Here is a 12,891-nt window from a genome sequence, read left to right as displayed (position 1 = left end):
TGAATTGACTACCAGGTCCGCCCTATGCCCCGCATCTTGACCATCGAAGACGACGCCGTGACCGCCCGGGAAATTGTTGCCGAGCTGAGCAGCCATGGCCTGGAAGTGGACTGGGTCGACAATGGCCGTGAAGGACTGGAGCGCGCGGTCAGTGGCGATTACGATCTGATCACCCTTGATCGCATGCTGCCTGAACTCGACGGCCTGGCGATCGTCACGACCCTGCGGACCATGGGCGTGGCGACGCCGATCCTGATGATCAGCGCCCTCTCCGATGTCGATGAACGGGTGCGCGGCCTGCGTGCCGGCGGCGACGACTACCTGACCAAGCCGTTTGCCACCGACGAAATGGCCGCCCGGGTCGAGGTGTTGCTGCGGCGCCAGAACACCGTGACCGCCCAGGCCACCACGTTGCGCGTCGCAGACCTGGAGCTGAACCTGATCAGCCACGAAGCCAGCCGCGCCGGGCAACTGCTGACCCTGCTGCCCACCGAATACAAGCTGCTGGAATTCCTGATGCGCAACACCGGACAGATCCTGTCGCGGATGATGATTTTCGAAGAGGTATGGGGCTATCACTTCGACCCCGGCACCAACCTTATCGACGTTCATATCGGCCGCCTGCGCAAGAAAATCGATCCGCCCGGCAATGTCCCATTGATTCGAACCGTGCGAGGCTCGGGTTATGTCATTGCCGAACCCGTCTAAGGGCTGGCGCTCTTCCAGTAGTCGCCTGCTCGCGCTCTACAGTTCGTTGTTCGTGCTCTGGAGCGGGATTCTGATGGGGGTCATGTACTTCGAGGTTTCGGCGTACCTGGACAACCTGGCCAAGCATTCGCTGATGCAGCGCCAGCATCTGTTTGCGCGTTTTTCCGGCGAGCAGCTGGTGGACGCCCTCGCCGTCAGCATGACCTTCGACATTCGGGGTATCGATGCCTATGGCCTCTTCGATGCCCATCATCGCTACCTCAGCGGCGGCTTGCGCCACATTCCCGAAGGCCTGCCACTGGATGGCAAAATCCACATGCTCAGCGACTGCGCCGAGTCCGACGACCCGACCCTGCCCGTCGACAGTTGCGACGCTGTTGCCACCCAGACACGTGATGGCTGGTGGCTGATCCTGGTGCGCGACAACGGTTCGCTGTTCGCCGTGACCCGAATCATCCTGCATGCGCTGTTCTGGGGGGTGACCTTGACGATCGTGCCTGGCATCGCCGGCTGGCATGTGTTGCGCCGACGCCCGCTGCGGCGGATTCGCGCTATCCAGGCCAGCGCCGAGGCCATTGTCGCCGGCGACCTGACACGACGCCTGCCGCTGTCAGATCGCCGCGACGAATTGGACATGCTCGCGGCCATCGTCAACGTCATGCTCGAACGCATCGAACACCTGATGAACGAGGTCAAGGGCGTGTGCGACAACATTGCCCATGACCTGCGCACGCCACTGACTCGCTTGCGGGCGCAGTTGTATCGCATGCAGCAACAGGCCGGCGAAGGTTCGCCCCAAGCCATGCAACTGGACTCGGTATTGGCAGAAGCCGATACCCTGATGGCGCGCTTTCGCGGGTTGCTGCGTATTTCCGAGCTGGAAGACCGTCAGCGCCGGTCCGGATTCGTGCAGCTCGATCCGGTGCCGTTGTTGCAGGAACTGCATGACTTTTACCTGCCCCTGGCCGAAGAAGGTGAACTGAATTTCAGCCTGCAACTGCCCGACAGCTTGCCCATGCTCAACGGTGATCGGGCATTGCTGTTCGAGGCCGTGGCGAACCTGCTCAGCAACTCGATCAAGTTCACGCCACCCGGTGGCAACGTGATTTTGCGTGGAGTCAATGAACAAGGGCACACACGCATCGAAGTGCTCGACTCCGGCCCCGGTATTCCCACGGCCGAACGCGAGGCGGTGTTCCAGCGTTTCTACCGCGCCGAAGGGGGCAACCCGCAAAGCGGTTTCGGCCTGGGGCTGTCGATCGTCGCGGCGATTGTCAGCCTGCATGGCTTTGCCCTGGAAGTCGGTGACAGCGAACTGGGTGGCGCACGCCTGGTGCTGGATTGCCGGCAGGCCCTGATCCCGCACACCTGACCAATCCCCCCCGTAGGAGCGAGCTTGCTCGCGATGGCGGTGTGTCAGTCAACAAGGATGTGACTGATGCATCGCCATCGCGAGCAAGCTCGCTCCTACAGGGGGTTGTGTGCGGTCAGGCGGGATAATGTCGAAGCGGGTAATGTAATGCTTTTCCGGCCAGTAAAATTCAGATCGCCAGGCTGTCGACCACCCCACCGTCCACGCGCAATGCCGCGCCGGTCGTGGCCGACGATAACGGCGAGGCCAGGTACGCCACCAGGTTGGCGACTTCCTCGACATCCGCCACCCGCTGGATGATCGAGGTGGGGCGGGCCCTGCGCACGAACGCGTCGGCTTCTTCACGGACACTGCGCCCCGACTGGGCGGTGGCATCCTTGAGCATCTCCTCCACGCCGTCGGTCAGCGTTGGGCCCGGCAGGACCGCGTTGACGGTCACCCCCGTCCCTGCCAGTCGCTTCGCCAGGCCATGGGAAACGGCGAGGTTGGCGCTTTTGGTCACGCCGTAGTTGAGCATGTCGGGCGGAATCGCGATACCGGATTCCGAAGACAGGAAAATCACCCGCCCCCAACCTTTGCTGACCATGCCCGGCACATAGTGACGGGACAGGCGCACTCCGGAAATCACATTGATTTCGTAGAAGCGCGTCCATTCGCTGTCCGGGGTATCGAAAAAATCCTCTTCTTTGAAAATACCCAGGTTGTTCACCAGAATGTCTGCCTGTGGCTCGGCGGCGAACAATTGTTCGCCGCCTTCGGCCGTGCCCAGGTCCGCCGTCAGGCCACGCAATTGCGCGCCTGGCACGCTCTGGCGAATGCTCGCCAGCGCCTGGTCGACCTTGGTCGTGTCGCGACCAATCACCACCACGGTAGCGCCGCAACTGGCCAGTGCCTTGCTGATGCCCAAGCCAATGCCGGCCGTGCTACCGCTGACAATGGCGAGTTTTCCCGTCAGATCGATCTTCATGCTGAAACTCCTGCGATGGGTAGGAAAAACCACGCCTTCAGGTCGCTTGCACAGGGTGCGTCGCAACCTGAGCCGGGGGTGAAGAACTTGAAGGTCTGAGTCAGCGTAGCTTCGATATCGAAACGCGCAGGGAACCGCGCGACGGGCTGGTGGCTTTTTGAAGATACCCCGACGCGAATCGCGGGGGGCCTGCCGACAGTTCGGCGCGGGGTCAGCGATAACGATCCGGCAGCACGTTGGTCGCGCTCGAAAACTGTGCAACACAGGGCGGTTCGGATTCAGGGGCGTTGACCACACCGAAGCCCGGATCGGTTTCGCGCAGAAACACCGGCAGGTCCGTCATCGGTGGCCTGGCCGGGATATCGAAATAGATCTGGATCACCCAGCCGCGGTGATAGCTGGCGTGATTGACCACGTGCAACAGCATCGCCCCCGCGCTCATCTTGCCGCTGTCGCCGGAGACGAAGGTGAAGTCGATGGTTTTATCGAGCATGGCGTCGGTCTGGCGGTCACTCCATTGGCAGTACCAGCGATCGATATCCTGTTGCGCCCTGCGCAAATCCTCAAGCTCGGGGTGCAGCAAGTCATGAGAAGTCTTGAAATCGTGCCCGCCACCTTCGAGGTGCGCCTTCCAGATGCAGTCCACGACGTAGATGTGGTTGAGGATGCCGATGATGTTGGGAAACACCGACACCCGCTCCTTGCTGACCTCGCCTGGCGGCAATGCGGCCAGACTGTCAAAGAGCAACCGGTTGGCCCAACGCTTGTAGTCGACGAGCATTCGGGCGGTGCGTACGTTGATCATTTGAGGTCTCCCATTGTGATGGGGTGCACTGCACAGTTTAGTTGGTGTGGCGTGGGGTGGTGTTGGGGGCGATTATCGGTAGTTGAACGAAATCACCAAAGCTCGAAAACTAATCTGATCATCAAACACCTTTGTGAAATTTTTGCTGATGTTTTTTCAAGTTATCGGATCTGCCAAACCTCTTATCGCAATGCTCGCAGCCGAAGGCTTTGGCTGCTGTATGAACACGACGATGTCTGTTCAGATTACCTTTATCGCCAAACTCAGCGGGACAAAGCGCGCACTTATAGGGCTTTTCACCCGTGTGGATGTTGATGTGATCGTTCAACTGGTTAGGGGTCAAAAACAGCTTTTCGCAAAATGAACAACTATTTTGACTATCTTTAGTATGAACCTGTTTTACATGTGAAACTCGTAGATCTCTTCGAGAAAAAACTTTGGGACAATATTCACAAGGAAAGTTTACACCTGAGTGTTTTAACGCGTGGCGGTTCAAATTACTCCGCGTAGAAAAAAAGATATTGCACAATTTGCACTCGATTTTTTTTGGGGAACCTGCTTTCCTTGGGCGTGCTTGAGATTCTGTTGTGGTTTTTCTTCGGTTAACGCGAGTACGAGCCTGACTTGAAAATAACCGTTGAGCTTCACGTGATGTTGAAGGTCGCGGATCGGCAATTGCCGGTGTTGATAACTTCCCAGGCTGAACGCTCGAAAAGTCCCGCTGCTCGGCCTGCATCTCCGGTGCTGGAGGAATCGCATTTCCATCAACTATCGGCACAGCGATGAGCTGCCCATCCTCGCCGGGTTGCCCCTCTGGATAAAAAGCCTCCACTACTTCAAGCGCATCCGGGTCACCTTCCTGGATGCGTTGTGCGATATCCTCGAAAAACGCTTTCGCTTCAGAGAATTGAAGTTCTATTCTGACTAGCCCATCCCAATCGAAATAACGCACCGGCGAGTTGCGCACGAAGCAGTACAGATTCAATCCATCCACCTCCCCTGCCGGGTCGGGGTTGATCCAGCGCAGTAGCCAGGGCGCGTAATAGCGGAAACCGTAATAAATCAAACCCGTGGCATCGCGCTGTTTGCCAGAGTAGCCGCGTGTTTTATATGACGCTTTGGCGCCTTGATGGGCGATCCACCAGGCGCGCTCGCCATACGGCCGATAACCTTCGTCACTGATCACAGCGGCCTGTTCGTCCAGTTCCAGCAGGCTGGAGCGCAGGTGATCGCTCACGCCGTAGACCAGATAATCGTTGTCGATGCCTACCGGCGGATTGCCGACCCAGTGCTCAAGTCGCACGCTGTTGCGCCCGGCCTGGACTTCGACCACGTGACGTTCTTCGCCGTTGGCCGTGAGATGGATTTCCAGCCCTGGCAGGTAACGTACCTCGGCGATCAGGTTACGACAGTAGGCCACCGCCCGCACCTCTAACCCTCGCGGATCAATGACCGCGAGACCGGGCGTATGGGCATCCACGCTGACTCTGTTCATGCAGATGTGAATACCACATACAGCGCAATGCGCCTACTGACACAAATGACAGTGCTGGCCTATCTATACAAGCCTCTTGCAGTGCCGATGACAAACCTGCGAATTCAATGTGTGCCTCTCGCTGCAACGCTGTCCAGACTGTCAAGGAGTCGCTGATTAGCTCAGCGTTTGCAGTCGGCGTGCATGCGGGCCGTAAGCAAATTGATCATTTGAGGCCTCCCACTGCAATGGGCATAGTGAAAAGCATGGTTTTTGTGGCGCGGGGGCTGGTATTTGGCGTGATTGTCGGTCGGATTTTAAAGCTAGGGTACGCTTAAGACAAAACTTTGCTGATCAACGTCTCCGATGCTAACTCGTATGTCCACTATACTTGTGATGCGCATATAAAAGGCGACTTGATTTGAACAATTTGCCGCAGGTTGGGCAAGGCCATTGCAAAGATTCAGAATGGACCTCAGCAATATGTCGACGCAAAGTATGACCCCGGGTAAAGGACTTATTGCAAGTTTCACAAACTTTGGAATCAGCCCCGGTGTGGTCTCTAATATGGTGCCAAAGGCTAGCACTATGTTTATATGATTTCCCACAAGTCAAACAATGGTATTTTTTTGTTCGGCATGAGATTCAAGGTGAACCCTCAAGTGCGCGGTCGTCAGGAAAACCTTCTCGCATTTTCCGCAGACAAAGTCCATTTTAGGTGGAACTTGCTCTACAAACTTCCCATGAACCACGGTATACGCTGATGGACTTGAGTGGCTTACCCGAGCGATCGCAGCCGGCGGCTCAAATCCTGCCTGCCGAACTGTCGGGGAATTATTCGTTGCCGCTTGTCTCGGGTCGAAGGGGCCGGCTGTGGACGGAATCCGCCCTGACGATGGAACCGGAATAGCCGCTACAGCTTGTTGCACCATCAGACTGAGATAGTTTGCGTCGAAAGGGTCAACCGGTGACTGTATGAGTGCCGAATTCGGTTCGGGAGAAGGGGCTGTAGGCGTCTGAGTTTGCAGAGACTGGTCAGACGTCGAGGGCGCAGGGGCCATAGTCTCCAGTGAGCGGGCAATGGCTTGCACTTGAGATGGATCGACCGGATTGGTCAATGACCATTCGACGAAGTCCTTGATCGCTTGTTGTTTCTGTTGCTCTGTCAGCCGGCCGTCTCCGTCGAAATAACGCACCGGAGAGTTGCGCACGAAGCAGTACAGATTCAATCCATCCACCTCCCCTGCCGGGTCGGGGTTGATCCAGCGCAGTAGCCAGGGCGCGTAATAGCGGAAACCGTAATAAATCAAACCCGTGGCATCGCGCTGTTTGCCAGAGTAGCCGCGTGTTTTATATGACGCTTTGGCGCCTTGATGGGCGATCCACCAGGCGCGCTCGCCATACGGCCGATAACCTTCGTCACTGATCACAGCGGCCTGTTCGTCCAGTTCCAGCAGGCTGGAGCGCAGGTGATCGCTCACGCCGTAGACCAGATAATCGTTGTCGATGCCTACCGGCGGATTGCCGACCCAGTGCCCAAGTCGCACGCTGTTGCGCCCGGCCTGGACTTCGACCACGTGACGTTCTTCGCCGTTGGCCGTGAGATGGATTTCCAGCCCTGGCAGGTAACGTACCTCGGCGATCAGGTTACGACCGGAGGCCAGCGACCGGCGTACCTTGCGCAGGCGTTTTCCGCCACCGCCGTAGCGGTAGAGTTCTGAGTCGTCTTCGCCGTCGTCACGGGTGACCGGGGAAACTTCGCTTAGCTGGTTGCGGGTGTCCCAGCTTAGCGTCTGCCCGCGTAGCAAATACCGCTGGTTACCGTTGCCATCGAAGGCTTGGACAAAGTCCGGTGGGGGATCACCTTCGTTTGGAACAAGGCTGCGATTGCTGCTTTCGTCCACTGCCCAATGCCGGGTGAAGGATTGAACACCAAGATGGCGCAATTCCAGAGTGTTGCCGCCCGCGTCGTAGGCGTACTCCTCACGGTAATTGACCAGGGCGTTGGGATCGTTGGCAGCGTGGAAGACCTCACGGCCGGTGGCGGCGATAAGCCTGTAGAGGCTGTCATAGGTGTACGTGCTGACCGGATCGACTTGTTGGTTCTTGAAGTATGTGACGGTTTTCGACTGATCTTCGATGCGCACCGGATTACCGACCGCGTCGTATTCGTAAAGCAAATCCTGCAATAACGGTTGGCCGGGGAGCCCCGCGCTCAGGCGTTCGAGGCGGGTATCCTCGGGACCAAACATCGCACGGGTAATCACGTCGTTACCCGCCCGCTCCTGTTCGACCTGGCCTCCGGCGTTGTAATGGATGTCACTGACGAGGGTGACTTCGGCAGCGCCCGTTGGCTGCAAATGCACAGCACTGAGCTGCCCCGCGCAGGTCAGGCTGACGCGTCGGCGGTTGTGGTTGGCATCGGTCTGCGTTGCCACTTCGCCCAGGGCGTCATAGGTCCATTGGCTGTCGAGACCCGGCCCGTTCTCCAGCAAGTCATCCCGTCCAGCGAGCTCTTCGGGCCAGTTGACCGGATCAAGCGATTTCAGAAAATGACTGGTCTCAAGCAACGGCAAGCCATGCAGATCGAAATCAGGCATGTGCCGCGTGGTGGCAGGATCATCGTGGCGGATCAACTGGCCACACTGGTTGCGCGCTCCGCCATCGGGTTTGCCGTACTCGAAACGCTCGACAACCCGTCCCGATTCATCGTGAATCTGCTCGGTGATCGCGATGGGACGCAGCAACCCATCGTAACTGCGCTGCTGACTGCTGCGACTGTCCCAGCGTTGCAATAGTTGCCCCGCTTCGCCTGACAGCACCACGCTCCACCCTGCATCGGCACGGCTGGTCAGCCGCTCGACCGCCGATAACCCATGGATGGACGTGAGATTGGGGACCTGCCCGTCGAGCGAAAAACGCGGATCAAAATGCGCTACATCGCGCCCCTGCGCATCGAACACCTGCCGGGTGATGTGCGCTTGAGGCGCCTCATCCCCGTCCGCCCGACAGTAGGCCACCGCCCGCACCCCTAACCCTCGCGGATCAATGACCGCGAGACCGGGCGTATGGGCATCCACGCTGACTCTGTTCATGCAGATGTGAATACCACGTACAGCGCAATGCGCCTACTGACACAAATGACAGTGCTGGCCTATCTATACAAACCTCTTGCAGTGCCGATGACAATTGCGACTTTATTTTTTCCTCTCGCAGCGACGCTTTCTTACACAATATGTAGCGAAGACTAACGAGTTCTACCTATCACTATTGACGAGCGAAGCCGATCAGCTCGGTATTTCGGGAATGCGTCCTTCGCACATGTCTGTTCAACTCACTATGCCCCGTGTAGGATTTTGGGCATACCGCGCATTGAACCCTGAATTTTTTCTTGTGTAAGCGTGCAATATGCTGATTTAAGGTTTGCTTTAGCTTGAAAGCGGCTGAGCACGTCGGACAGACAAAATTTCTCACTTCAGAATGGGAAATCTTGTGGTTCTCTAGATGACCTTTCCTACCAAAACTCTGAGTGCAAGTTCCAATATCACACTTAAAGGGCTTCAGCCCCTGATGCACCGAGTAATGCTGTGTGAGCAAATTGCGCCGCAGAAAGGTTTTAGGACAAAGGTTACATTCCTGCGGTTCGCCCCTGGAATGAGTTATTGAGTGCCTCTTCCTTAGAAACGCGCTCTTCAAGCCCTTCCCGCAAAACTCGCACACAAAAGGCTTATCAGGGTCCTGTTCCATGGACGTCCCTTGAACCGGTGTTACAGGATTCTGTGACGTCGAAGGTCGAGATGGATCGACTGGTATGAAGCCATTGAGTGCGAAAGACACCATCCGTGTTAGATATCCCTCATCAAGACTGTCATTCGCTGGCACAGACAATGCGGAGGGAACAACCGCTTGCGCGGTCTGAAAGGGCTGACTCCAGGAGCCAGACGTCGAGGGCGCGGGGGCCATAGTCTCCAGTGAGCGGGCAATGGCTTGCACTTGAGATGGATCGACCGGATTGGTCAATGACCATTCGACGAAGTCCGTGACCGCTTGTTGTTCCTGTGCCTTTGTCAGCCTGCCGTCTCCGTCGAAATATCGTACCGGCGAGTTGCGCACGAAACGGAACAGATTCAATCCATCCACCTCCCCTGCCGGGTCGGGGTTGATCCAGCGCAGTAGCCAGGCCGCGTAATAGCGGAAACCGTAGTAGATCAATCCGGTGGCATCGCGCTGTTTGCCTGAGTAGCCGCGTGTTTTATATGAGGCTTTGGCACCTTGATGGGCGATCCACCAGGCGCGCTCGCCATACGGCCGATAACCTTCTTCGCTGATCAGAGCGCCCTGCTCGTCCAGTTCCAGCAGGCTGGAGCGCAGGTGATCATTGAGGCTGTAAACGAGGTAATCGTTGTCGATGCCCGTGGGCGGATGGGTAACCCAATGTTCCAGCCGCACGCTGTTGCGCCCGGCTTCGACTTCGACCACGTGACGTTCTTCGCCGTTGGCTGTGAGATGGATTTCCAGCCCCGGCAGGTAACGCACCTCGGCGATCAGGTTGCGACCGGCGGCCAGCGACCGGCGCACCTTGCGCAGGCGTTTTCCGCCACCGCCGTAGCGGTAGAGTTCGGTGTCGTCTCCACCGTCTTCGCGGGTGACGGGAGATACTTCGCTTAGCTGGTTGCGGGTGTCCCAGCTCAACGTCTGCCCGCGTAGCAATTGTTTCTGGTTGCCGTTGCCGTCGAAGGCTTGGGTGAAATCCGGCGGAGGATCACCGTCGTTGAGGACCATGCTGCGGTTGCTGAACTCGTCTACGGCCCAGCGCCGGGTGAATGGCTGGACACCGAGATGACGCAGTTCAAGGGAGTTGCCGCCCGGGTCGTAGTCGTATTCTTCGCGGAAATTGACCAACGCATGGGGATCGTTGGCGGCGTGGAAGACCTCACGGCCGGTGGCGGCGATAAGCCGGTAGAGGCTGTCATAGGTGTACGTGCTGACCGGATCGACTTGTTGGTTCTTGAAGTATGTGACGGTTTTCGATTGATCTTCGATGCGCACCGGATTACCGACCGCGTCGTATTCGTAAAGCAAATCCTGCAATAACGGTTGGCCGGGGAGCCCGGCGCTCAGGCGTTCGAGGCGGGTATCCTCGGGGCGAAACATCGCACGGGTAATCACGTCGTTACCCGCCCGCTCCTGTTCGACCTGGCCTCCGGCGTTGTAGTGGATGTCACTGACAAGCGTGACTTCGGCAGCGCCCAGCTGCTGCAAGTGCACAGCACTGAGTTGCCCCGCGCAGGTCAGGCTGACGCGTCGGCGGTTGTGGTTGGCATCGGTCTGCGTTGCCACTTCGCCCAGGGCGTCATAGGTCCATTGGCTGTCGAGACCTGGCCCGTTCTCCAGCAAGTCATCCCGTCCGGCGACATCTTCCGGCCAGTTGACCGGATCAAGCGATTTCAGAAAATGACTGGTCTCAAGCAACGGCAAGCCATGCAGATCGAAATCAGGCATGTGCCGCGTGGTGGCAGGATCATCGTGGCGGATCAACTGGCCGCACTGGTTACGCACATCACCGGCGGGTTTGCCGTACTCGAAACGCTCGACGACCCGTGCCGATTCATCGTGAATCTGCTCGGTGATCGCGATGGGACGCAGCTGATCATCGAACCTGGTTCGCTGACCGCTACGATTGTCCCAACGTTGCACCCGTTGCCCCGCCTCGCCCACCAGCGCCACAACCCATCCAGCATCGGCACGGCTGGTCAGCCGCTCGACCGCCGATAACCCATGGATGGACGTGAGATTGGGAACCTGCCCGTCGAGCGAAAAACGCGGATCAAAATGCGCCACATCGCGCCCCTGCGCATCGAACACCTGCTGGGTGATGTGCGCTTGAGGCGCCTCATCCTCGGCCCCCCGACAATATGCAACTTCGCGCACTACCAACCCGCGCGGGTCGATCGCCGCGAGGCCGGGAGTATGGGTGTGCACGCCGAAGCTGTTCATCTGGACTTCAATACCACGCGCATTCCCGAGCGCCTACTGACACAAATGACAGTTCCGGGCGCCTGGCACCCTCCAACCGACGAGCGGAATGGTTTGAATGCGGTGAATCGGTTTAAAGGAACTCTCTGCGATCACTGGGCATCCTAAGTTATGTGGTACTTCTCTCATGCAGCACGTTTAATGCTTTCGGAGGACACTGTCATGCGCCGTCTGATCATTCTCTCGTCACTTGTGTTGTGCTTACCTTTTGGCTCGGCTTTCGCGAAAGTGGATGCGGGCGATGTCGCCACATCGGCCGGTGTCTCCGCGTCGCTGTATTCAACCTTCAAGGACCATAAACTCATGATCCCTGCCCGGGACGACGCCTCCAGCTTCGTGGCCAGCGGCGGCGCAATTCGTGGCGTTTACCTGGAGTCGGTCATGCAGCAGATTCGCCAGGACAATCCTGGGTTGAATGCCAGCGACGAAGACCTGGCCAAGGCAATCCTGATCCAGGACGGCGCCGCCGCCGGCCAATAGCGATAGAACAATCGCGGTGGGGCTTGTGACACTTGGATAGCGTTTCCAGCCCTGCTTCGCGTTGTCTTCGTGGATCCGATCAACGCGCCCAGCCGGCAACCAGTTGCGCACTGATGCTGACGCCGCCGCACACCACGACCACCACGTCATGGGCACCGGCAATGGCCGGATGGTCCAGATACGCAATGGCCAGCGAGACGCCACACGCCGGCTCCACCAACTGACGCAAATCGCTGGCGTAACGCACCACGCCCATGATCGCCTCGTCATCGCCGAGCACCACGCAGCGATGAGGAAAGTCGAGGATATGTTGCACTGGCCACGCCGCCACCTGCGCCGCGCCCAGCGAGGTGGCGACAGTATCGATCCGAGATAACCTGACGGGATGCCCGGCCTTCATCGCCGCTGAAAAAGACGCCGCGCCCAGGGTTTCGCAGGCGATGATGTGGCAATCCAGACGGCCGTGACGAATCAGCCCGGTGAGCAATCCGGCCAGCAATCCGCCGCCGCCGACTGATGTCACCAGCGTATCAACCTGCGGACAGTCTTCGAGGATTTCATCGATCATTGTGCTGTGGCCCTCCCACAACACCGGGTGATCAAATGCCGGAACGTACTCGGTTTCTGCCCCAAGGCAGAGCTCCTTCGCGCGCTGATTGGCGTCGTCCCAGACCTTGCCGTGGACGATCACTTCGGCACCCGTGGCGCGAATTTTGGTTCGAGTGGTTTCCGGCGTGGTATGCGGCACCACGATACAGGCCTGCAAATCCAGACGGGCCGCCGCCACCGCCGTGGCAAAACCGGCATTGCCACCCGAGGGGCACACCACTTTGCGCTTGCCTGCCGCCTTGGCCTGGCTGCACAACAGCCCCATACCCCGCAGCTTGAATGAGCCGCTGGGTTGCAGGTTTTCCAGTTTGAGCCAGATCCGCCGGGTGGTTGTAGACAGGGTCGGGTGCAGGATCAGGGGTGTTCGGATGTGCAACATGACAAGGCTCCAAAAGCACCTTAATCAAGTCTAGTCCACCCTGACACAGAGCTGACCCCGC

9 protein-coding genes are annotated in these 12,891 nt (G+C 58.3%); 3 read left to right on the top strand and 6 right to left on the bottom strand.

All coding sequences use genetic code 11. The features are described from left to right. Positions 1–24 precede the first annotated feature (24 nt). Entirely contained in the window at positions 25–708 is a 684-nt protein-coding gene (locus AB4O36_RS07590; protein WP_460123077.1) for a response regulator transcription factor, read from the top strand. Then, entirely contained in the window at positions 686–2,080 is a 1,395-nt protein-coding gene (locus tag AB4O36_RS07585) for a sensor histidine kinase (RefSeq protein ID WP_460141385.1), read from the top strand. The genes AB4O36_RS07590 and AB4O36_RS07585 overlap by 23 nt, the downstream gene beginning before the upstream one ends. Before the next feature lie 169 nt (positions 2,081–2,249). Here the strand turns inward: AB4O36_RS07585 and AB4O36_RS07580 are convergent, their stop codons facing one another. The 5 genes from AB4O36_RS07580 to AB4O36_RS07560 all read right to left on the bottom strand — a co-directional run bounded on the left by AB4O36_RS07580 (position 2,250) and on the right by AB4O36_RS07560 (position 11,323). Continuing rightward, positions 2,250–3,047 carry an SDR family NAD(P)-dependent oxidoreductase gene (locus AB4O36_RS07580; protein WP_460141384.1) on the bottom strand — a complete coding sequence of 266 codons (798 nt, stop codon included), beginning with the start codon at positions 3,045–3,047 and terminating at the stop codon, positions 2,250–2,252. Positions 3,048–3,258: 211 nt separating this feature from the next. Beyond that, positions 3,259–3,852 (bottom strand): DinB family protein, encoded by a 594-nt coding sequence (locus tag AB4O36_RS07575; protein WP_460141383.1) that lies wholly within the window; start codon positions 3,850–3,852, stop codon positions 3,259–3,261. Positions 3,853–3,973: 121 nt separating this feature from the next. Then, on the bottom strand, positions 3,974–5,347 hold the full coding sequence (locus tag AB4O36_RS07570) for an RHS repeat-associated core domain-containing protein (protein WP_460141382.1): 1,374 nt from the start codon (positions 5,345–5,347) through the stop codon (positions 3,974–3,976). 590 nt (positions 5,348–5,937) lie between these two features. Further along, on the bottom strand, positions 5,938–8,421 hold the full coding sequence (locus AB4O36_RS07565) for an RHS repeat-associated core domain-containing protein (RefSeq protein WP_460141381.1): 2,484 nt from the start codon (positions 8,419–8,421) through the stop codon (positions 5,938–5,940). A gap of 172 nt (positions 8,422–8,593) precedes the next feature. After that, a complete protein-coding gene (locus tag AB4O36_RS07560) occupies positions 8,594–11,323 on the bottom strand; it encodes an RHS repeat-associated core domain-containing protein (RefSeq protein WP_460141380.1) in 2,730 nt (909 codons plus the stop codon). A 201-nt stretch (positions 11,324–11,524) separates the two neighbouring features. Between AB4O36_RS07560 and AB4O36_RS07555 the strand changes: the two genes are divergently transcribed. Continuing rightward, complete coding sequence (locus AB4O36_RS07555; RefSeq protein WP_460141379.1) at positions 11,525–11,842, top strand: DUF2388 domain-containing protein; 318 nt, start codon at positions 11,525–11,527, stop codon at positions 11,840–11,842. 79 nt (positions 11,843–11,921) lie between these two features. Here AB4O36_RS07555 and AB4O36_RS07550 read toward each other — a convergent pair whose 3' ends face one another. Further along, positions 11,922–12,830, bottom strand: coding sequence for a pyridoxal-phosphate dependent enzyme (locus AB4O36_RS07550; RefSeq protein ID WP_460141378.1), 909 nt, complete (start codon positions 12,828–12,830; stop codon positions 11,922–11,924). Positions 12,831–12,891 lie beyond the last annotated feature (61 nt).

Source organism: Pseudomonas sp. S2_E01 (assembly GCF_054668365.1).
Note: the sequence above shows the minus strand (reverse complement) of the source record. Positions and strands in the feature narration are given on the sequence as shown.